At 70.7% G+C, this 20,407-nt stretch carries 19 protein-coding genes; 10 read left to right on the top strand and 9 right to left on the bottom strand.

Going from position 1 to position 20,407, the window contains the following annotated elements:
- Window positions 1-9: 9 nt before the first annotated feature.
- From ACFY3D_RS18635 to ACFY3D_RS18625, 3 genes are all read left to right on the top strand, one after another.
- On the top strand, window positions 10-1,182 hold the full coding sequence (locus ACFY3D_RS18635) for a DegT/DnrJ/EryC1/StrS family aminotransferase (RefSeq protein WP_389980838.1): 1,173 nt from the start codon (window positions 10-12) through the stop codon (window positions 1,180-1,182).
- 346 nt (window positions 1,183-1,528) lie between these two features.
- On the top strand, window positions 1,529-2,620 hold the full coding sequence (locus ACFY3D_RS18630) for a GNAT family N-acetyltransferase (RefSeq protein ID WP_389980836.1): 1,092 nt from the start codon (window positions 1,529-1,531) through the stop codon (window positions 2,618-2,620).
- A 19-nt stretch (window positions 2,621-2,639) separates the two neighbouring features.
- Entirely contained in the window at window positions 2,640-3,851 is a 1,212-nt protein-coding gene (locus ACFY3D_RS18625; protein WP_389980834.1) for a DegT/DnrJ/EryC1/StrS family aminotransferase, read from the top strand.
- 34 nt (window positions 3,852-3,885) lie between these two features.
- Here ACFY3D_RS18625 and ACFY3D_RS18620 read toward each other — a convergent pair whose 3' ends face one another.
- The 4 genes from ACFY3D_RS18620 to ACFY3D_RS18605 form a co-directional block, all read right to left on the bottom strand.
- The gene (locus tag ACFY3D_RS18620; RefSeq protein WP_389772434.1) at window positions 3,886-4,320 is read right to left on the bottom strand and encodes an ATP-binding protein; all 435 of its coding nucleotides are present in this window, start codon (window positions 4,318-4,320) and stop codon (window positions 3,886-3,888) included.
- A gap of 165 nt (window positions 4,321-4,485) precedes the next feature.
- Window positions 4,486-5,304 carry a DUF1206 domain-containing protein gene (locus ACFY3D_RS18615; RefSeq protein ID WP_389980832.1) on the bottom strand — a complete coding sequence of 273 codons (819 nt, stop codon included), beginning with the start codon at window positions 5,302-5,304 and terminating at the stop codon, window positions 4,486-4,488.
- Window positions 5,305-5,341: 37 nt separating this feature from the next.
- On the bottom strand, window positions 5,342-6,274 hold the full coding sequence (locus ACFY3D_RS18610; RefSeq protein WP_389980830.1) for a Ppx/GppA family phosphatase: 933 nt from the start codon (window positions 6,272-6,274) through the stop codon (window positions 5,342-5,344).
- A gap of 12 nt (window positions 6,275-6,286) precedes the next feature.
- On the bottom strand, window positions 6,287-7,021 hold the full coding sequence (locus ACFY3D_RS18605) for a class I SAM-dependent methyltransferase (protein ID WP_389980828.1): 735 nt from the start codon (window positions 7,019-7,021) through the stop codon (window positions 6,287-6,289).
- Between the two features lie 497 nt (window positions 7,022-7,518).
- Here ACFY3D_RS18605 and ACFY3D_RS18600 point away from each other — a divergent pair, with 497 nt between their 5' ends.
- Together ACFY3D_RS18600 and ACFY3D_RS18595 are read left to right on the top strand one after the other, a co-directional pair.
- On the top strand, window positions 7,519-9,315 hold the full coding sequence (locus ACFY3D_RS18600) for a tetratricopeptide repeat protein (protein ID WP_389980826.1): 1,797 nt from the start codon (window positions 7,519-7,521) through the stop codon (window positions 9,313-9,315).
- A 333-nt stretch (window positions 9,316-9,648) separates the two neighbouring features.
- Window positions 9,649-9,852, top strand: coding sequence for a hypothetical protein (locus ACFY3D_RS18595; RefSeq protein ID WP_389980824.1), 204 nt, complete (start codon window positions 9,649-9,651; stop codon window positions 9,850-9,852).
- A 208-nt stretch (window positions 9,853-10,060) separates the two neighbouring features.
- On the opposite strand, the gene ACFY3D_RS18590 is transcribed toward ACFY3D_RS18595, so the two are convergent.
- The gene (locus tag ACFY3D_RS18590; RefSeq protein ID WP_389980822.1) at window positions 10,061-11,062 is read right to left on the bottom strand and encodes a phosphotransferase enzyme family protein; all 1,002 of its coding nucleotides are present in this window, start codon (window positions 11,060-11,062) and stop codon (window positions 10,061-10,063) included.
- Between the two features lie 243 nt (window positions 11,063-11,305).
- Between ACFY3D_RS18590 and ACFY3D_RS18585 the strand changes: the two genes are divergently transcribed.
- Window positions 11,306-11,725 carry a heme-binding protein gene (locus ACFY3D_RS18585; RefSeq protein WP_350943779.1) on the top strand — a complete coding sequence of 140 codons (420 nt, stop codon included), beginning with the start codon at window positions 11,306-11,308 and terminating at the stop codon, window positions 11,723-11,725.
- A 142-nt stretch (window positions 11,726-11,867) separates the two neighbouring features.
- Window positions 11,868-12,011, top strand: a complete 144-nt coding sequence (locus ACFY3D_RS18580) for a hypothetical protein (protein ID WP_350943780.1) — start codon at window positions 11,868-11,870, stop codon at window positions 12,009-12,011.
- Here ACFY3D_RS18580 and ACFY3D_RS18575 read toward each other — a convergent pair.
- Genes ACFY3D_RS18575 through ACFY3D_RS18565 form a run of 3 tightly spaced genes read right to left on the bottom strand, consistent with a single transcriptional unit; the run spans window position 11,985 to window position 14,818 of the window.
- Complete coding sequence (locus tag ACFY3D_RS18575) at window positions 11,985-12,887, bottom strand: ribokinase (RefSeq protein ID WP_389980820.1); 903 nt, start codon at window positions 12,885-12,887, stop codon at window positions 11,985-11,987. The two genes, ACFY3D_RS18580 and ACFY3D_RS18575, sit on opposite strands and share 27 nt — an antisense overlap.
- A 42-nt stretch (window positions 12,888-12,929) precedes the next feature.
- The gene (locus ACFY3D_RS18570; RefSeq protein WP_389980818.1) at window positions 12,930-13,577 is read right to left on the bottom strand and encodes a response regulator; all 648 of its coding nucleotides are present in this window, start codon (window positions 13,575-13,577) and stop codon (window positions 12,930-12,932) included.
- On the bottom strand, window positions 13,568-14,818 hold the full coding sequence (locus ACFY3D_RS18565; protein WP_350943784.1) for a sensor domain-containing protein: 1,251 nt from the start codon (window positions 14,816-14,818) through the stop codon (window positions 13,568-13,570). Before ACFY3D_RS18565 ends, ACFY3D_RS18570 begins: the two co-directional genes overlap by 10 nt.
- Before the next feature lie 335 nt (window positions 14,819-15,153).
- On the opposite strand from ACFY3D_RS18565, the gene ACFY3D_RS18560 reads away from it, so the two are divergent.
- The 3 genes from ACFY3D_RS18560 (at window position 15,154) to ACFY3D_RS18550 (ending at window position 19,796) form a co-directional block, all read left to right on the top strand.
- Window positions 15,154-16,554, top strand: coding sequence for an acyltransferase family protein (locus tag ACFY3D_RS18560; protein WP_389980816.1), 1,401 nt, complete (start codon window positions 15,154-15,156; stop codon window positions 16,552-16,554).
- 127 nt (window positions 16,555-16,681) lie between these two features.
- A complete protein-coding gene (locus tag ACFY3D_RS18555; RefSeq protein WP_362897085.1) occupies window positions 16,682-19,174 on the top strand; it encodes a DUF3516 domain-containing protein in 2,493 nt (830 codons plus the stop codon).
- A gap of 103 nt (window positions 19,175-19,277) precedes the next feature.
- Window positions 19,278-19,796 (top strand): DUF2087 domain-containing protein, encoded by a 519-nt coding sequence (locus ACFY3D_RS18550; protein ID WP_389980814.1) that lies wholly within the window; start codon window positions 19,278-19,280, stop codon window positions 19,794-19,796.
- Here ACFY3D_RS18550 and ACFY3D_RS18545 read toward each other — a convergent pair.
- Window positions 19,763-20,368, bottom strand: coding sequence for a helix-turn-helix transcriptional regulator (locus ACFY3D_RS18545; protein WP_389980812.1), 606 nt, complete (start codon window positions 20,366-20,368; stop codon window positions 19,763-19,765). The genes ACFY3D_RS18550 and ACFY3D_RS18545 overlap by 34 nt on opposite strands.
- Window positions 20,369-20,407 lie beyond the last annotated feature (39 nt).

The following is a 20,407-nucleotide window of genomic DNA, read 5'->3' as shown; positions in this document are numbered from 1 at the left end:
TGGTCTCCGGTGACTCCTGAGCACATAGTGGCGAAGCGGACTCATCGCCTCTGTCTTCCGCTGCCTTCCAACCGCCTTGGCCTGTATCTGGCCCTGCGGCACTGGTGCACCCCCGGTCAGCGGTTGCTGATGTCACCGCTGTCGGCGGACGAGATCCTCTTCCTCGTGCTCGCGGCCGGGCTGCGCCCGGTCATCGCCCCCCTCTCCCTCGACGACGGCAACATCGACGTCGACGCCGTCGACCTCGACACGGTCGACGCGGTGCTCACCACCAACCTGTACGGCCTGCCGGACCGGGTGGCCGCGTTCAGTGGCAAGATCCTGATCGAGGACGTCGCGCACGCGATCGAGACGAGCGTGAACGGCAGGCCGATCGGCACCTTCGGGGTGGCCGGCGTGTTCAGCCTGTCCAAGCACGCGGGAGCGGGCTCCGGCGGAGTGATCGCGGTCGAGCACCTCTCGGATCTGCGCGCCCTGGAGCGTGACCGCGACCGGCTGCTGCAGCCCGGTGTCTTCAAGAAAGAGATCCACAGTGTGCTGACCTCCGCGGGCCGGCACGCCGCGCTGCGCCTGAACATGGTCCGCCCGGCGCTGAAGGCGATGCGCGCCCTCGGCATGGAGGAGGAGCGCGAGGGATACCGCATCGCGCCACGCCCCGAGGATCTGCTCAAGGCGATGGAGTACGCACCCCAGCAGTTGCCGGCGTTCGACTCCTGGGTCCGGGCCGACCTGCACGACTACCGGGCCAGGCGGGGCCACCTTTCTCGCTGGTACCAGTCGAGGCGCCTGCACGCGCTGCCCCGCCAGCGGTCGCGGCGGATCGCCGGTGTCTCGACGCTGGCCGCGCTGCCCACCGTCGCCCCGGCCGTACGCCGCCACCTGGACCAGCCGCTTTTCCGGGTTCCGCTGCTGGTCTACGGCCGCGACGCGGCCATCGCCGAGCTGGAGCGGCACGGAGTCGCCACCGGATACCTCTACGACCCGCCGTACGACGGTTACCTGCCCGAGTTCACCGACCCCTCACCCGAGCCCGAGGTGGCGCGCTGGTGGGCCCGGCACGTGCTGCCGATCGACCCGCTGTACGCCCATCGCGCCCTGCCGGTCATCGAGCGGCTCATCCCCGCGGTCCCTCCGCTGCCGCCCAGGACGCCCTCGGGACCTGCCTCCTTCGACGTCGCGTAGCGAGCCTGCCGTATTACCAAGCGAACTATCTCGTTACTAAGCGAATAGGGCGATATCCCGATAGATTCAGCGCATCGGGTGGCGATTCGAGGGAAGAGCGGATCGGGGGATTCGCCACTCGGGAAGTCGGGGGATCGGCGGTTCGTGATCGGGGGATCAGCCGCCGCCTGGTTCTGGGACGGTTTCCACGTGCCGTGACGCACATTCCCCATGCCCGCCGTCCGGACCTCCCCTGCTCCAACGACGTCCGACTGCCTGGTCCCAGGCTTCGAGAAAGGACCATCGGCCTCGTGAACGGTAGGTTCGCGCACACCGCCGGTCGCCCCGGCGCGACGGGGGACGGCGCATGAGAATCAGCGTCATCCGGCCCGCGGAGTTGGGCCCGGCCGAGATCTCGGCATGGCGCGGAATGCAATGTTCCACCTCACACCTGGACAATCCCTTCCTCAGCCCGGACTTCACGATCGCGATGGGCGAGGTCCGCCCGGAAGCGCGGGTAGCGGTGATCAGCGAGTCCGACGGGCCCGTGGGGTTCTTCCCCTTCGAGCTGCACGGCGGCGGGGTGAGTGCCGCTCTGGGCGGGTGGGTGTCGCTCTCCCAGGGGGTCGTCCACCGGCCGGGCGCCGAGTTCGACTCCGACGCCCTGCTTCGGGCGTGCGGGCTGAGCGTGTGGGAGTTCGGCTGTCTGGTCGACCACCAGCCGTGGTTCAAGCCGTTCGGGACGCTCAGGCAGGAGGCCGTGGTCCTCGACTTCGCCGACGGCTACCACGCCTTCCTCGACGAGCTGCGCGGACGCTCCCCGAAGTTCCTCAAGTCCACCCTGTACAAGGAGCGGAAGCTGAGCCGCGACGTGGGCGAGGTCACCTCCGAGTTCGCGGTGGACGACCCTGAGAGCTTCCGGCTGCTGCGCCGGTGGAAGTCCGCCCAGTATCAGCGGATGGGCCGCGCCGACCGCTTCGGCAAGGCGTGGGTCGTGGAGCTGGTCGAACGCCTGCACGCCGTCGACACCGACGACTTCGCGGGGCCGCTGTCGATGCTGTACGCCGACGGCAGGCCCGTCGCGGGTCATTTCGGGCTGCGCACCGGCACGACGATGATCGGCTGGTTCCCCGCGTACGATCCCGAGTACGCCAGATACTCCCCCGGCCTGATCCAGCACCTGCGCATGGTCGAGTCCGCCGCGAAGCTCGGGATCACCTCGCTGGACCTGGGCATCAGCAACGGCTCGGAGTACAAGGACGCGCTGTGCAGCAGGACCGTCCCGGTCACCGAGGGCATCGTGCGCCGCCGGTCGATGGGCGCGGCGGCGCACTGGCTGCGTACCGAGCCGGTCCGCCGGGTGCGGCGGTTCATCCTCGACAGCCCGGTCCTGTACGGCGCCGCCGACCGGGCCATGAAGCGATACGGTCGGCTGCGCACCGGCAGGAAGAGTCGATGAGCCCTCGGAAGGAGGCCCGATGAGCGCCCGCCTTGCCACCTCCGGCCCCGCGGACGGCCGCCGCGCGCTTGAGGCGGTCATGCGTGACCGGATCGGCCAGGAGTGCCTCCACGTGCCGTCCGCCAGGTTCGGCCTGCTCCTCGCGCTGCGCCACTGGTTCAAGCGCGGCGACAGGGTGCTGATCTCGCCGACCAACTGTGAGACGGTGCTGTTCGTCGTGCTGGCCGCCGGACTTGAGCCGGTGATGGCTCCGGTCTCCTGGCGCGACGGCAACATCGACGTTTCCGCCGTCGACTGGACCGGACTCGCCGGTGTCGTCACCACCCACCTGTACGGTCAGCCCGACCGGGTGACCGAGCTGCGCGCAGAGTGCGACCGGCGCGGCGTGATCCTCCTCGACGACGCGGCGCACGCCATGCAGACGACCGTGGAGGGCCGCCCCGCGGGCACGTTCGGTACGGCCGGGGTGTTCAGCCTCGCCAAGCACGGGCGGGCGATGTCCGGCGGCTTCCTCACCGCGGAGGACCCGGCCGTGCTGCCCGAGCTGGCGCGTGCCAGGGACGAGCTGCTGCTCCCCGGAGGGGCGCGCGCCCAGTTGCTCGGCACGCTGCGGCCCGTGCTGCGCGAGACGATCTACCGCACCGGGCTGGTCAGGCCGATGTGGCACGCCCTCAAGGCGCTGGGTCTCGTGCGCTGGACCGGCCACCGCTGTCCGCCCCGCGAGGAGGAGTTGCGCGCGGTCGTCGCCGCCGACCCGGTCGACCCGCGCGCCATGGACCACTGGCTGCGGATCGACCTCGACGACTGGCGGATGCGTCAGGGGGCGCTGCTCCGCGGATACCACCGCTCCCGGTTCCGGGTGATCGACCGCGAACGGGAGCGCCGGGTGGCCGGGGTCGAGCTGCTCCGCGCCCTGCCCTGGGCGGCCGACGGCGTCCGCGAGGCGGCGCCGCTGCCGCTGCTGCGGGTGCCCCTGCTGGTCGAGAACCGCGACGAGGTCGTCGCCCGGCTGGAGAGCCGCGGCGTGGTGCCCGGTTTCATCTACGACCCGCCGCTGGACGACTATCTGGACCGGGTTCCCTCGGGGCCGACCCCGGAGATCGCCCGCTGGTGGACCGGTCACGTCCTGCCCGTCGACCCGCTCCGCGCCGCCCGCATCGCCGGGCTGCTGGCCGACCTGGACGTCCGCCCGACCACGCGGCCCTTCACGACGCCGCGACGGCCCGGCTGAGCGAGGAGGGGCTTTCGCCCGGTACGCGCCGGGTCTACCGGGCGGCGGCGAGGTCGCCCGTGCGCAGGTCGGCCATCTCCAGCTCGAACCAGACCCTGTTGGAGCCCGCCTCCCTGACCATGCCCCAGCGGTGGGCCAGCGTCTCCAGCATGGGCAGGCCCCGGCCCCCTGTCGCGTCGGCCGAGGCTCGGCTCGCGGTGGGGGCCTGGCAGGAGCCTTCGTCCTGGACCGAGACGCGCACTCCCGCCGGTGAGTGGACCACCGTGACGGTGAACGCCCCGCCGTCCCCCGACCTGGAGTGGATCACCGCGTTGGTGGCGATCTCACTCGTCAGCAGGACGCAGTCGTCGTGGAGGGGGTGGTCTCGCCCCAGAATCACCGAGACCAGGCGGCGAGCTCTCGCCACCTGGTCCGGGGACCCCGCCAGGCGGAGAACCCATTCACTGCCGTCGTACTCCGACGAGTCCATACCGCCCCCTCCGATGACGTTTCACTTCTGGGAAGACGCGGAGGTCGGCGGGGAAGATGTCGCGGAAAAGTAGGAATGTGATCACTTACCGGATAGTCAGGTGAGGCTTGCCAAAGCGGCTTTCACCTGCGTGTCCGCACCTGGCGTACCGTGCGGTTCCATCCGTCACAGACGGCGCCAGCGAGCCTCGAAGAAACAGTAGGCCGCGAACAGCAGCAGACCGATCGCGATGAGACCGAGCAGCCACGGACCGACAGGGGTGTCTGCGAGCGAGCGCAGCGTGGAGTCGACGCCCTTGGCCTTGTCGGGGTCGTAGGTGATCGCGGCCTGGATGACGAAGACACCGGCGGCCACGGCGATCGCGCCTCGGGCGATGAAACCGGCCATGCCGAACTTCTCGGCGAGGTTCCGCGCCTTCGCGGGCATCTCTCCGGTGCGCAGGTCCTCAAGGAACTTCTTCTTCCAGCCCTTGTGGATCCAGTAGCCTCCCAGAGCGATCAGCCCCAGCCCCATCAGGCCCACCAGGAACTGCCCGGCGGGCAGGTCCATCAGCATCGCCGTGATGTCCTTCGACTGGCTGTCCGACGAGGAGCCCGAGTCCCCGCGCAGCAGCACGTTGAGCAGCGTCGCCACCACCAGCGAGTAGACGACCACCCGTGCGGCGGCCTCCACCCTGTCCTTGGTCTGGCCGCGGCCGATGATGGCCTCCGACAGCTGCCAGGCGACCAGCGCGACGAACCCGATCACCATGAGCCAGAGCAGGAACGTCCCGAACGGCTGCTCGGCCACCGTCTCGATCGCGCCGCTGTTGTCGGCTTCCTTGCCTCCGTTGCCACCGCCGAAGGCGATCTGCAGCGCGAGGAAACCGATCAAGCCGTAGAGGACGCCGCGGCCCGCTATGCCGACGCGTGCCAGTCTGTCCAGTGTCTGACTGTTGGCCGCTTTACGAGCGGCACCTTCCACATGAGCCTGAGGGGTGTTCATAACCACCCGCTCTTACCTGTGAGCGCCCCGGCAAACCTTACCGTTCGGGCATCGCGTCCAACCGCCGCAGGATCACTCCCTCGCGCAGCGCCCAGGGGCACACCTCCAGCTGGCTCACCCCGAACAGGTCCATCGCGGCGTCGGCGACGATCGCCCCGGCCGGTAGTTGCGGCGCCCGCGCCTCGGAGACCCCGGGCAGCTCGGCACGCTGCCCGGTGGTCATCTTGACGAGCCGGTCGGTCCACCCGACGAGGTCGGGGTGCCTGAGCACCCGGCGCACGGACGGCCCCTCGTTCGAGGGCGCGGCCCCGGCGATCCTGGCGAGCTGTCTGAACGTCTTGGACGTCGCCACCGCGTGGTCGGCCTGACCGTATCGGGACACGTTGCCCACCGTGCGGGCGATCTCGGCCCGTACGTGCTTGCGCAGCGCCCGCACCTCCTCGGCGGGTGGCGGATCGGCGGTGAAGCAGTTACGGGTGAGCCGGCCCGCCCCCAGCGGGAGCGACACCGCGACATCGGGCTGTTCGTCGATGCCCGAGGCGATCTCCAGTGATCCCCCGCCGATGTCCAGCACCAGCAGCCGCCCGGACGACCACCCGAACCAGCGGCGCACGGCCAGGAACGTCAGCCTCGCCTCGTCCTGGCCGGACAGCACCTCGATGTCGACCTGCGTGTCGGCCTTGATCCTGGCGAGGACCTCCTCGCCGTTCACCGATTCCCTGACCGCGGAGGTCGCGAAGGCCATGAGGTCCTCGACCCCCTTGTCCTCGGCGAGCCGCAGCGCCTCCTCGACGAACCCCTGAAGCCGCGCGGCGCCTCGCGCGGACAGGCGGTCGCCGTCCTCCATGTGCTCGGCGAGCCTCAGGTCCACCTTGTGGGAGTACGCCGGCAGCGGCCGGGCCCCCCGATGCGCGTCCATCACCAGCAAATGGACCGTGTTGGAACCGATGTCGAGAACGCCCAGTCGCATGGGACGAAGTTACTACTCCCGCGGGCCCCGTCGGTCTGGGGTGCGCGTGTGAACGCTCACCGCGTATCCGCCGCCGTCGTAGGGCGCGCCCTCCCACGTGGCGAGGCGCCTCAGCGGGGAGAGCCCCGAGTCCCGGCACCAGCCGTCGTAGTCGGCCAGGGTGACCGTCGCCGAGGCGAGCGGGAGGTGGGCGGCGTCCAGCCCGAACCCGCTCACCAGCAGCCCGCCGGGCCGCAGCAGCGCCGCGAGGCCCGCGACGGTCCGCGCCTCGGTCCCGGGGGCGAGCAGGGGGATGACGTTGCCCGCGGCGACGACCATGTCGAAGCTCCCGCCCTTCTCGCCGCTCTGAATGGAATTACCCCGTTCATCCCGTACGATCCGGTTCTCCTGATCCGTGCGGTCCGCGAGCGCCACGGGATCGCCGAGGCCGGCGAGGTCGCCGAGGTCGCCGAGGTCGGCCAGTATCCAGGGCAGGCGCGGCGCGACCCTCCGGGCGACGGCGAGCATGGACGCGTCGAGATCGACGCCCACGCAGTCGTATCCCAGCTCGGCGAGCCGGATCGCCACCCGCCCGGTGCCGCACCCGGCGTCCAGCACCCGGGCCGGCGGCGGCAGCAGCTCCGCGCACAGCCGCGCCTCACCGTGCATGTCCGCCCCCGACTCGGCCAGCCGGGCGAACCTCTCCGCGTACCGCTCCCCGGCGTCGCCCCCGGCGATGTCCGTCCAGCGACTCCTCGGTTCTCTCATCGCACCAGGGTCTCACCCGCGGGGGGAGCCCGCCGCGACGGCCGGGCGCGGAAGGCAGCGCGGCTCTCCACGGTCACCCGTCACGCGTACGAGACCACGAGGCGAGCCGATGCGGCACGTCAGCGGCTCCCGGCGCGGATCGCGGACGGGTCGATCTCAGCGAGACCACCACGCGGCACCTGTCCATAGGACTGTCCGGATCAGGCCACGATAAGAAATACTTCTTGTCAGTATGGGCGATTACTGCGAATACTTGCAATTTGTTCTTATTCGCGAGGAAGGCTCGTAATGAAGCGTGTCATTGTTCACAAGCCTGGCACCATCGCACTCAGCGGTACCGCCAGCCCTAAACACATCGGCTGAGGCGGAATCGCAGAACCGGCGTCCAGCGATGGGCGCCGGCTCCCGGTAGAGTCATATCGCCAAATATCAACTAATCGCGTTAAAGGAGTCCGGTGAGTCGGGGACAGCAACCGCAAGGAGACCCGCCCCCCACCGTGGACACGGTGGACACGGTGGACGCGGATCGGCGCCTGCGCGGGCCGTACACCGCCGGGAGCGCGATCGTCTCCGCCCTGCTACCCGCCGCCCGGCCCGAACTCGTCTCCCGCTACGACATCGAGTTACGCGCCGTCGCACCTGACCTGCGCGATCGGATCCCCGCCCGGCGCCGGTCGGTGGCCGCGAGCCTGCCGGCCGCGGAACGGATCCTGGTGCACGCCCCGCGCCGCACGCTGCGCCTGGCCAACGGCCTGGCCGAGTTCGTCCGTGAGCACCTGTCGGAAACCGGTGCCCGCACGTTCGTCGTCGAGAACGCCGACCTGGCCGACCCCACCGACCTAGAGCTCCTGACGGTGCTGCGGCGCCGTGTCCCCGGGAAACTGCTCACCGTGCTGACCCGCGAACGTGCCGTTCCCGAGGAGAGCCTCGACGCGGAACGGCACGACGCCCTCGCCGACGAGCTGGAGAGGGAGGGGACACTCGGCGCTCGACTCGGAGCGATCCCGTACCACCGCGAGCGCGGCGGTGACCCGTCGAAGGCGGTGGAGGCGTTCCTGTTCGCGGTGCAGTGGTGTCTGGACGAGGGTTACCACGACGCCGTGGTGGATCTCGGCGAGCGTGCCCTACGCCTCGCCCACCCCGACGACGACCCCGCGACGTGGTGGCGGCTCCTGCACAGCACCGCGACCGCGCTGGCCGCGCTCGGCCGCGAGGACGACTCGGAGGCCCTGTTCGACCTGGCCAGGCGTGAAAGTCTCTCCCCCGTCGTCCACGCCTCCGCCGCCTACGCCACCGGGATGCTGAAGGTCCGCCGTCGCGACCCGGCACGGCGCGACCCCGACGCCGCGCTGGCGTTGGTGAACCAGGCGATCGCCATCTCCTCGCTGCTGCCCGACCCTCGCGAGCGGGCGTTCAAACTGGGGTTCGACCTCAACGGCCGGGCGCTGGTGGAGGTGCGGCGCGGCCGTCCCGCCAAGGCCCTGGAACTGGTCCAGGAGGCCGTCGCCCTGGCCGATCGCGACCTGCTGCCCGGCGAGCACCCGATACACCGGCTGGTGCTGCTGGCCAACAGGGCGCAACTCGCCGTGATGCTGGGCCGTCCCGAGGACGCGCTCGGCGACCTGAACGCGGTGATCGCGGCCGACCCCGGCTATCCCGACTACTACATCGACCGGGGCAACCTGCTGCACCGCCTGGGCCGGATGGACGAGGCGGTCGCCGACTACGAGACGGCGATGCGGGTCGGCCCTCCCTTCCCCGAGCCCTACTACAACCGGGCCGAGATCCGCTTCTCCGCGGGTGACCATCGAGGCTCGCTCGCCGACCTGAACCACGCGCTGGAACTGGACCCGGAGTTCGTGGACGGCCTGGCCAACCGGGCGGGGCTGCTGGCCGCGCTCGGCGAGTACACCGCGGCCAGGGTGGACACCGAGACCGGACTCGCCATCGATCCCGCCAACCCGTACCTGTTGTGCGCGCTGGGCCAGGTGGAGACCGCCGAGGGCCGCTACGACAGGGCACGCACCGCCTTCGACCGCGCCCTGGAACTCGCCCCCTCGCTCGCCGCCGCCTGGGCGAACCGAGGACTGCTGGCGTTCGAGACCGGCGATCCCGAGGGGGCCGTCGCGGACTTCACCCGGGCGCTCGACGCCGGGGACGATCCCGCCCTGCTGTTCAACCGGGCGATGGCGCTGCGCGCCGCCGGACGCGACCAGGAGGCGGTCGCCGATCTCACCCGCGCGCTGGAACTCGCCCCGGACGACGAGGACATCAGGCGCGAACTGAAGTCCTGACCCCGGACGTCTCCTGACCGAGGCACGGCGAAGGCCCCGGAAAACATTCCGGATTCGGAGATTGGAAGCAGAAAGTCACGTTCGGTAAGGTGCCGTGCCCGTACGGGAGAATCCCGCTATCCGAATATCCATAGCACACACAGTGATGTGCGTGTGCCGTCTCGTATTCGCCTCCGGATATTCCCGGGATCGGCGGCGGGTAGGGGCGATTTCCCGATTACGGACGCGCGGTCACCGTGCGCCACGCCGCCGGACACCCCGTGCGCGAGTGCCGCCTCCGCGAAGGACGGATGGTGACGGGTTCGGGGGGCCGGACAAGCGCGGGCGGCGGACGTGCCGCTGGAGGTGTACCACGAGCGGATGATCGCCGCCGGGGTGGATCCCGAGTTCGCCGCCTTCGCGGTCGACGGTTCCCGGAAGGTGGCGCGGGACGGCAACGCGCGGCTCACCCGGGACGTCGAGCGGGTGCTGGGGCGTACTCCCCGTACGTTCCTCACCTGGGCGGCCGATCACAGCGCCGCTTTCGTCTCGGGCTGAAACCGGCACCTGGATCTCAGGCCGGACGGCGATACGGGTCAGATGCCGCCCGGTCGACTCCCGGCCTGGACTCCGCCGGGCAGGGCGGCTTCGCGCTGGGCCGGGCTTCCGGCGTCATCGACGTCTCATGACGCACGTACCGACACCCTCGTGTCGCCCGGCGAGTCGCACAGTCGACGGGCAGCCGACAAGCAGCCGACAAGCAGGGTCAGCGGAGCGAGCCTCCGAGATGGCGTTCCGCCAGCTCGCAGGTGCCCTCGGTGTAGCCGGCGCCGAGTTCCGCGGCGATGTCGGCACCGGTGTGGGTGCCGATCCAGGCGACGAGCAGCAGGCGGCGGAACATCACGAACGTCCAGATCTCGGCCTCGTCCTCGGCCGGGAGGTCCAGGACGGTCCGGTAGCCCCGCACCCACGCGTCGATCAGCTCGGGAACCTCGGGGCGGTGCTCGACGAAGCTGACCGCGGCGGCCAGGTCGTAGAGATACCAGCCGAAGCCGCAGTCGTCGAAGTCGATGACGCCGGGCGGGTTCTCACCCTCCACGAGCAGGTTGGCGGCGCGCAGGTCGGCGTGGATCAGGCCGTAGCGTCCGGGGCCGCGGCCGAAGCGGTGGAGCCGCTCGCGCAACTCCTTGTCCAACCGCCCCAGCACGGCCCGCGCCTCGGTGTCCACCCCCAGGCCGTCCTGCCAGCGGCCCCACCGCGACTCGGCGCCGAGGGCGGCCTCGTAGTCCCAGTGGAAACGGGTGAACCCCTCGGGCGGGGACCACCCGCGCGCGTGCCGGTGCATCCGCGCCGTGAGGGCGCCGAGCCGCTCGAAACCGGGCAGTGGATCGTCCTGGGACGGCTCTGTGCCGGGCAGGAACTCGAACATCACGCAGTCGCGCGGCTCGGGGCCCGGGACGGTCAGCACTCTGGAACCGTCGGGAGCCGGGATCACCCGGGGGGTGCGGATCCCCGCCTGCTCACGAAGCGCCTCCAGCCAGGACAGCTCCGACAGGATCGCCGGGGTGGAGTGATAGCCGAGCCGGTGCACCCGCAGGATGGAACGCGTGCCCGAGACCGGATCGTCCACCCGGTAGGTGGCGTTCTCCGACACGTTGACCAGGGTGACCTCGGCGTCGGGCAGGCCGTGGATCCGCGTCGCCGCGCGGGCCACATCGTGCACGCGGGCCAGCACGTCACCCCCGGCGGACAGGTCGTGGACCCGCATCGGCTCCTCCATCGTCGGTCGGGTCGGGCGCGCGAGACGCCAGATCCTATCCGAGATTCCGGTGTCGCCCCGCGGTGCCGTTTCCCTTACGGGACGACGGTCCCGGCCCGCTCCGGTCCTCCGAAAGGCCCTCGCGGGCGTCGCATCGTTATGACACCTCACATCACCGGAACGGCGGCGCACGCGTACCCGGCCGTCCACGCCGACGACCTTCGAGACGGTTTGGAGACGGTGGGGAGACCGGTGAACCTGGAACTCGCACTGCGCATGTGTGAGGCCGCGGTGCGGCAGGCCGCGCGGGAGGGGGCGCTCGTCTCGGTCGCCGTGGTCGACGCGGGCGGGGACCTGGTCGCGTTCCAGCGGATGGACGGCGCGCGGATCACCGGATCCGTCCTCGCCCCCGGCAAGGCCTACACCGCTCTCGCCCACCGCATGCCGACCGCCGACCTCGCGCCGCTGGTCCTGCCGGGAGGCGAGTTGTACGGTCTGGCGGGTGATCGGTACGTGTGCTTCGGCGGGGGTGTGCCGCTCGGAGGGTCAGGCGACGGGTACGGGGCGGGCCGGGCGAGCCGGGTGGTGGGCGCGGTCGGCGTGAGTGGCGGCACCGTTGCCCAGGACATCGTCTGCGCCGAGACCGCCGCAGCCCTCTGGGAAAGCGCATAAACGGATATATGAATAAAAAAGGGGCAGCGGAAATCGTCATTCCGGTGAAACAGAAGCGCGGTGTGTTACCTCCGCCGACCGCGGGGCAGTGAGGGCTTGCCCCGGACGATGATCGTCTGGGATGACCCTTTGGAGGATTCTCGTGGACGTTCTCGTGCTGCTCGCCCTGGTCTGTTTCCTGGCCGCCACGATCTGGTCCGCCATCAGCCGCTCCTGGCCGATCGCGCTGCTCGCCGCGGGGGCGTTCCTGCTCACGCTGTCAGAGACCTCCCTCATCAGCGGCTAGGCTCCCGTCGATCTCGGCGCGGGTGGGCATCGAGGTGCTGGCACCCGCGCGCTGGACGGACAGGCCCGCGGCCGCGGTGGCGAAGCGGACGGCCCGCTCGACGGGCTGCCGCTCGACGCGAGCCGCGGCGAGGGCTCCCACGAAGGTGTCGCCCGCGGCCGTGGTGTCCACCACGGCCACCGTGGGGGCCTCGACGCGCACCGCGGGCCCGTCGCCCGAGGCGGTGAGCGCGCCGCGCGCCCCCAGGGTGATGATCACCCATCCGACCTCGCCCCTCAGTTTCTCCAGGGCTCCCTCGTGGTCGGCCAGGCCGGTGATCGCCGAGGCCTCGTGCTCGTTCGCCACCAGGATGTCCACGGCCTCCAGCAGCTCCGCGGGGAGCGGCTGGACGGGCGCGGGGGTGAGGACGACGGTGGTCCCGGCCGCGCGGGCGGCTCTGGCGGCCGCGGTGACGGCCTCGATGGGGAGCTCCAGCTGCAGAAGCAGCATGTCGGAGCGGGAGATGACCTCGATCTCGGCCTCCGAGGGAGCGGTCACGGTCCCGTTGGCGCCGGGGACCACGATGATCGAGTTACCGCCGTCGCCGTCCACCACGATCTGGGCGATGCCGGAGGGGCCGGGGACCGTGCGCAGGTGGGTCGCGTCGACCCCCGCCTCGGTGAGCGTACGCCGCATCTCGGTCCCGAAGGCGTCGTCGCCCACCGCGCCGAGAAAGGCGACCCCGGCTCCCGCCCGCGCGGCGGCGACGGCCTGGTTGGCGCCCTTGCCACCGGGAACCGTGCGGAAGGCACGGCCGGTCACGGTCTCGCCGAGCGCGGGGGCGACGTCGACGTAGGCCACGAGATCCATGTTGGCACTGCCGAAGACCGAGATCACTCTTCCTCCTCGCGGTCGTGAGCACGGGTGCGGGAACGTGTGTCAGGAACGCAGGTAGGCCAGGACCGCGAGGACGCGGCGGTGCTGGTCGCCGTCCTCGGCGTACAGACCGAGCTTCGCGAAGATGCTGCGGATGTGCTTCTCCACGGCCCCGTCGCTGACCACCAGCTGACGGCCGATGGCCGGGTTGGACCTGCCCTCGGCCATCAGGCCGAGCACCTCGCGCTCTCGCGGGGTGAGCTGGGCGAGAGGATCGTCACGGCGGCGTCGCACCATCAGCTGTGCCACCACCTGGGGGTCGAAGACCGTACCTCCGGCCGCGACCGTGCGCAGCCCTCCCATGAAGTCGTCCACGTCCACGACGCGGTCCTTGAGCAGGTATCCCACCGCGCCCCTGGCGTCGGCGAGCAGATCGTCGGCATAGGACACCTCCACGTACTGGGACAGGATCAGCACCGGCGCGCCGGGAACCCTCCGGCGCGCCTCCACCGCCGCCCGCAGCCCCTCGTCGGTGAAGCCGGGCGGCATTCGTACGTCCACCACCGAGACGTCGGGCCGGTGCTGCGCGACGGCCTCCACCAGGCGGTCGCCGTCGCCCACCGCCGCGACCACCTGGCAGCCGAACTCCTCCAGGAGCCTGATCAGGCCTTCCCTGATGAGCACCGCGTCATCGGCCACAACTACCCGCACGGAACCTCCGCCACTATGACCGTCGGCCCTCCGACGGGTGAGTCGACCGCCAGCTCGCCGTCCACCGCCTTCAGGCGGTCCCCGAGCCCCGACAGGCCATGTCCCTTGGCGACATGGGCGCCGCCGACCCCATCATCCCCGATTGTCAGCATGAGGAAGTCCCCCGTCCTGCTCAGCGTCACGGTACAGATCGTGGCCTGGCTGTGCTTGGCGACGTTGGTGAGGGACTCGGCGACGACGAAGTAGACGGTGTTCTCCACGGCCGCGGGGAAGCGCCCCACGACCTGGACGTCCAGCTCGACGGGGACGGTGCACCGGCCGGCGAGCGCGGCGAGCGCCGGGGCCAGGCCGCGGTCGCTGAGGATCGGCGGGGCGATGCCGCGCGACAGGGCGCGTAGCTCGTCCAGGGTGTCGCGGGTGGAGGTGATGGCCTCGCCGAGCATCCGTTCGACGGCCCCCGGGTCGCGCCTGAGCTGGCGCTGGGCCCGCGACAGGTCCATCGCCAGGGAGACCAGGCGCTGCTGCGGCCCGTCGTGGATGTCGCGCTCCAGCCGGCGCAGCGCGTTGGCCTCGGCCGACACCGCGGCGGCCCGGCCCTCGGCCAGGTCGTCGATGCGCTCGTGCAGCTCGGCCACCCCGGTCAGCATCGCCCTGCCGAGCCCGGCCTGGACGAGCGCGGCGCCCCGCACGATCGCCGGGAGGGTGAGGGCGAAGAGCACGCCGATGGTGGTGTTGATGATCACATCGACCCACAGGCTGTCACCCAGCCCGAGGAGCCTGCCCAGTCCCCCGTCGTTGCCGGGGATGGCGTAGATGATCCACCCGTAGAGCGGGTAGGCGAGACCGGCGATCGTCCCGGCCCACCAGACCGTCGCCAGCACGAAGGTGACGATGGAGATCGGGAAGACCACGACGCCGTAGAGCAGGTCGAGCCACGACTGGCCGTTGGTGAGCGGGTTGATCATCCTGCGGAACCATCCGGCGCTCTCCGGGGCGGGCAGATATCTCGGCCGGGCCACGGGACGGCCGAGCACCTCGGGCAGCCAGCGCCGCTCGACGTCGGCGAACCCCCTGGCCACCAGGAGGGTCGTCGCGAGGATGGGCAACCCCACGAACACGACGGTCGTGCCGATCCCCGCGGCGAAGCCGGCCACCATCAGGACGAACCAGATGACGGAAAGCGGGAAACCCACGATCAGGTAGCGGGTGTCGGTGCCGATGCGGCCGAGAAGGGTTCTCATGGCGCCAACGCTACGAGGGCCGGCCCCGTCGATCGACCCTGTGTGCCCGCGTACCGGGGTGGGGCCAGCACTACCCGGGACGGTGGGGAGATCGGGCGAGAAGACTGCTGCGCGCGTCACTGTGCCGCCGGGCTCCTGGCGGGAGGCTTTTCCCATCGTCACACCTGCTCGTCACACCCGCTCGTCACGCCTGCGATTTTCGCCCTCCCTCCCCGAGATCCTCCTTTCGGAGATCTTCCTCCCTGAGAATCGAGATCCCCTTGACCGCCGTGATCCCTGGTTCGGCAGCGCCTCCCGCAGCGCCTACGTCGGTGTCTCCGACGGCGCCGCGACCCGTGACCGCGGCGGCGACCGCGGCGTCGGCTCCCGCGAACTCGGTGGCGACCGCGCCCGTGACAGCCGTCCCGCTCCCCCGTACGGCGCCTCGCCCGGCCTCCGCGCGCGCCGCGCGTGACCCGTTCATCGACGTGCTCCGCGTGTTCGGCATGGTCCTGGTGGTGCTCCAGCACTGGAGCATGCCGCTGCTCTCCTTCGCCGACGGCCGGATCTCCACCGGTAACGCGCTGGCCGCGGGGAACGGATGGATGATCACGTGGTTCAGCCAGGTGATGCCGCTGGTGTTCTTCGCGGGGGGCGCGGCCAACGCGATCAGCCGGCGGAGCGCGGCGAGGCGCGGCGAGGCGACCCCCGCGTGGCTGGCGGGACGCCTGCGCCGCCTGGCCTGGCCGGTGGTCCCGCTGGCGGCGGTCTGGCTGCCGTTGCCCCACCTGCTCCTCGCGTTCGGCGTTCCCGAGCAGCCGGTCATGACGGCCTCACGGCTGGCCGGGCAGCTGCTCTGGTTCCTCGCGATCTATCTCGTCGCGGTGGCGGCGACAACGCCGATGCTCAGGCTCAACATGGTGTACGGCTGGCGGGTGCCGGTCGCGCTGGCGGCGGGGGCCGTGGCGGTGGACGTCCTGCGCTTCACCAGCGGCCTGGACATCGCCGGCCTCCCCAACATCGTGCTGGTCTGGCTGGCGGTGCACCAGCTCGGCTTCCTCTATGTCGACGGCCGGCTGCGCCGTCCCTGGGTCCTGGCCCTGGCCGGGTACGGTCTGGGCGCGGCGCTCACGGCCTTCGGCCCCTACCCGCTCAGCATGATCGGGATGCCGGGGGCCTCCGTCTCCAACATGGCGCCCCCCACGGTCGCGCTGCTCTCGGTCGGGGTGGGCCAGATCGGGCTCGCGTTGGCGCTGCGCCGGTGGATCGTCTCCTTCGCGGAGTGGCCGGGGGTCTCGCGGGCTCTGGACTGGGCCGGCTGCCGGATGATGACCCTCTACCTGTGGCACATGAGCGCGCTGTTCGTCATCGTCTCGGTGGTCGTGGTGGGTCTGGGCATCTCCACTCCCGAGCCGGGGACGTCGGCCTGGCTGTCCGGCTGGCCCCACTGGCTGCTCATGCTCGCCCTGGCGATGTGGCCGCTGCTCCGGGGGTTCGCCAGGTTCGAGACGCCTCCCGCGACGGGGCCGTACACCGGCGGGACGGTCAGGATCCTGCTGGCCACCGCGCTGGTGGGGCTGGGCCTGCTCACGTTCACGGTGAACGGTTTCGTGCCGGGGACGGCGTCCCTGCTCGGGGCGGGCGCGATCGTGGCGGGTCTGGCGCTCACCGGCTCCTCCCGCCGCGCCCTCCCCTCTCGTGGGCGCCGGGGCGTACCGAGTGTGCCGGACCGACGAGCCGACGGCGTGGTCATCTAATTTGATCAGCATTCATGCCGGGAAAAGCAGCCATAACTACACAAAGTTACGCAGTTTACCTGGAATGTAAGGTGATCCGCGACCGCCTCCGGTCCGACCACCTCAAGTTCTTCGGCAGTATTGAACCGTGAGCCTTGTAGACCGCCTGCCAGAAGAGATCGACGCCGACCCCGACACCATCTTCGACGCCTTCGTCGAATGGAACTCCGAGCGAGGGCTGACCCTCTACCCGGCGCAGGAGGAGGCTCTTATCGAGGTGGTGTCGGGAAACAACCTGATCCTGGCCACCCCGACCGGCTCGGGCAAGAGCCTGGTCGCCGCCGGAGCCCATTTCACCGCGCTCACCAGGGACGTGCGCACCTTCTACACCGCGCCGATCAAGGCGCTGGTGTCGGAGAAGTTCTTCGACCTGTGCGCGGTGTTCGGCACCGAGAACGTCGGGATGATGACCGGCGACGCGAGCGTGAACCCCGGGGCGCCGATCATCTGCTGCACCGCGGAGATCCTCGCCAACGTCGCGCTGCGCGACGGCGCCGCGGCCGACATCGGCCAGGTGGTGATGGACGAGTTCCACTTCTACTCCGAGCCGGACCGCGGCTGGGCCTGGCAGGTGCCGCTCCTGGAGTTGCCGAACGTCCAGTTCATTCTGATGTCGGCGACCCTCGGAGACGTCACCAGGTTCGAGGAGGACCTGACCCGGCGCACCGGCAGGCCCACCGCGGTGGTGAAGAACGCCGAGCGCCCGGTCCCGCTCGTCTACTCCTACCGGCTCACCCCTCTCCACGAGACGCTGGAGGAGATGCTCACCACCAACCAATATCCCGTCTACGTCGTCCACTTCACCCAGGCCGCGGCCATGGAGCGGGCGCAGGCGCTGATGAGCATCAACATGTCGACCAAGGCCGAGAAGGAGGCGATCGCCTCCATGATCGGCCACTTCCGGTTCACCACCCGGTTCGGCAAGGCGCTCTCCCGGCTGGTGCGGCACGGCATCGGCGTGCACCACGCCGGGATGCTCCCGAAGTACCGCCGCCTGGTGGAACGCCTCGCCCAGGCGGGCCTGCTCAAGGTCATCTGCGGCACCGACACGCTCGGCGTCGGCGTCAACGTCCCGATCAGGACCGTGCTGTTCACCGCGCTGTCGAAGTACGACGGCACCAAGGTGCGGCGACTGCGCGCCCGCGAGTTCCACCAGATCGCCGGGCGGGCCGGGCGCGCCGGATTCGACACCATCGGCTACGTCGTCTGCCAGGCCCCCGACCACGTCGTGGAGAACGAGAAGGCCCTGGCCAAGATCGGCGACGATCCCAAACGGCGGCGCGGTTTCGCCCGCAAGAAGCCGCCGGAGGGCTTCGTCGGCTGGAGCGAGGAGACCTTCGAGAAGCTGCAGGCCGCCGAGCCCGAGCCGCTGAACTCCCGGTTCAAGGTCAGCAACGCCATGCTCCTCGCGGTGATCAACCGGCCGGGCGACTGCTACGCGGCCATGCGCCACCTGCTCACCGACAACCACGAGGACCGCAAGTGGCAGCGGCGGCACATCAGCCAGGCCATCGCGATCTACCGGTCGCTGCTGGCCGGAGGCGTGGTGGAGCAGCTGAGCGAGCCCGACGAGCACGGCCGGATGGCCCGTCTCACCGTCGACCTGCAGGAGGACTTCGCGCTGAACCAGGCGCTGTCCACCTTCGCGCTCGCCACCCTCGAACTCCTCGACATGGAGTCGCCGAACTACGCCCTGGACATGGTCTCGATCATCGAGTCCATCCTCGACGACCCCCGCCAGATCCTGTCCGCGCAGCTCAACAAGGCGCGCGGCGAGGCGGTGGCGCTGATGAAGGCCGACGGCATCGAGTACGAGGAGCGGATGGAGCGCCTGGCCGAGGTCACCTATCCGATGCCGCTCGCCGACCTGCTGCTCGGCGCGTACGAGACCTACCGGCGCGGCCACCCCTGGGTGGGCGACTACACGGTGAGCCCCAAGGGCGTCGTCCGCGACATGTACGAGCGGGCGATGACCTTCGCCGACTACGTGCAGTTCTACGAGCTGAACCGCTCGGAGGGCACCGTGCTTCGCTATCTCGCCGACGCCTACCGCACCCTGTCGCGGACCATCCCCGAGCACCTCAAGACCGAGGACCTGGTCGACCTCATCGAGTGGCTCGGCGAGCTGGTCCGCCAGGTCGACTCCAGCCTCCTGGACGAGTGGGAGCAGCTGCAGAACCCGACCGGGGAGGTGGAGGCGCCCTCGCTGGAGGAGAGCACCAAGCCCGTCACCGCCAACACCCGCGCGTTCCGCGTGCTGGTCCGCAACGCGATGTTCCGCCTCATCGAGCTCGCCGCCCTGGAGAACGAGGAGGAGCTGGCGCAGCTGGCACCCGACGTCGACTGGGGCGCCGCGCTCGACGCCTACTACGACGACCACGAGGAGATCGGCACCGGCCCGGACGCCCGCGGCCCCGGCCTGCTCCGCATCGAGGAGGAGAAGGAGTTCTGGCGCGTCCGCCAGGTCGTCTCCGACCCCGCAGGCGACGGCGACTGGGGCATCGACGCGCAGGTGGACCTCGCCGCCTCCGACGAGGAGGGCCGCGCGGTGGTCCACGTCATCGGCCTGAACCGCCTCTGAACCGTCCCTCGCCACGTCCCTGCCGGCGCAGGCAGGGGCGCTCGGCGGAGGAAGACCGTCCGTGCGCGCAGAAATATCAGGCGGGACCGAGAAGAATGACCGGATGAGCGACGAAGCGATCAGGCAGGTGCTGGGCCTGCTGTACCAGGAAGACACGTTGAAGGTGCTGGCCGCCCTGGTGCTGGGCGGCAAGCCGGAGGAGGAGTCCGGACTCGACAGGGAGGCGGTCAGGCGCGCGCTGGACCGGCTGGAACGCGGCGGGCTGGCCGTACGGGGAGAGGGCGGCGAGTGGGAGGTACGGCGCGAGCGCTTCCGTGAGCTGCTGCACGCCACGGCGAGACCCGCCACCCCGGCCTCCCCGGAGGAGAGGGTCCTGCAGTCCTTCCTCGTCGAGGGACGACTGCGGGCGATCCCCACCAAGCGCGACAAGCAACTGGTCGTACTCGACTACGTGGTCCAGGTCTTCGAGCCGGGCGTCCGCTACCCGGAGAAGGAGGTCAACGTCGCGCTGCGCGCCTTCCACGACGACTACGCGGCACTGCGCCGCTACCTGGTCGACGAGGGCATGCTCAGCAGGGAGAGCAACGTCTACTGGCGCAGCGGCGGCTCGGTCGAGGCCTGAAGGCGGGCGGCCAGCGTCCGGATGTGGTCGATCAGCTCCGGCGGCTCCCGTACGGTGAAGTCCAGGCCGAGCTGCCCGACGGTGAGCGCCAGCCACTCCAGCGAGTCGCCGCCGGTGCGTAGCAGGCAGCTGTGCTCGTCCAGTTCCTTCAGCACCCAGCCGGGTCCGGAGAAGCGCTCGGCGACCACGGCCGCCGGTGCGTGCACGACGACCACCGCCCGGTGGCGGCTGATGGGGGCGACGATCGACTCCTCGACATAGCCGGGGGGCGGCTCGCGCGGCGGGAAGCGCACGCCGGTGCCCAGCGGTGAGGTGAGCCGGTCCACCCGGTAGGTCCGCCAGTCCTGTCTGCCGATGTCCCACGCCACGAGATACCAGCGCCGCCCGGTGGAGGCGAGCCGGTACGGGTCGGCGATCCGGCCATCCTGCTGCCCGTCGCGGCGGCGGTAGCCGAAGCGGATCCGCTCCCGGTCCCGGCAGGTCCTGGCCAGCAGCGCGAGGGTGTCCGCCTCCACCGTGGGCACCGCCCAGATCGGCGCGACCGGATGCGTCTGCGTCTGCAGCGTGTGCACGCGCAGGCGCAGACGGGAGGGCAGGACCTGTTCCAGCTT

Source organism: Streptosporangium sp. NPDC000509 (assembly GCF_042898365.1).
Lineage (GTDB): Bacteria > Actinomycetota > Actinomycetes > Streptosporangiales > Streptosporangiaceae > Streptosporangium.
This window is presented reverse-complemented; position numbering and strand designations above follow the sequence as displayed.

Coding starts and splice junctions, on each gene's coding strand:
- ACFY3D_RS18630 (WP_389980836.1), top strand. CDS start 1,529: ATGAGAATCAGCGTCATCCGGCCCGCGGAGTTGGGCCCGGCCGAGATC.
- ACFY3D_RS18625 (WP_389980834.1), top strand. CDS start 2,640: ATGAGCGCCCGCCTTGCCACCTCCGGCCCCGCGGACGGCCGCCGCGCG.
- ACFY3D_RS18620 (WP_389772434.1), bottom strand. CDS start 4,320: ATGGACTCGTCGGAGTACGACGGCAGTGAATGGGTTCTCCGCCTGGCG.
- ACFY3D_RS18615 (WP_389980832.1), bottom strand. CDS start 5,304: ATGAACACCCCTCAGGCTCATGTGGAAGGTGCCGCTCGTAAAGCGGCC.
- ACFY3D_RS18610 (WP_389980830.1), bottom strand. CDS start 6,274: ATGCGACTGGGCGTTCTCGACATCGGTTCCAACACGGTCCATTTGCTG.
- ACFY3D_RS18605 (WP_389980828.1), bottom strand. CDS start 7,021: ATGAGAGAACCGAGGAGTCGCTGGACGGACATCGCCGGGGGCGACGCC.
- ACFY3D_RS18590 (WP_389980822.1), bottom strand. CDS start 11,062: ATGCGGGTCCACGACCTGTCCGCCGGGGGTGACGTGCTGGCCCGCGTG.
- ACFY3D_RS18565 (WP_350943784.1), bottom strand. CDS start 14,818: ATGAGAACCCTTCTCGGCCGCATCGGCACCGACACCCGCTACCTGATC.
- ACFY3D_RS18550 (WP_389980814.1), top strand. CDS start 19,278: ATGAGCGACGAAGCGATCAGGCAGGTGCTGGGCCTGCTGTACCAGGAA.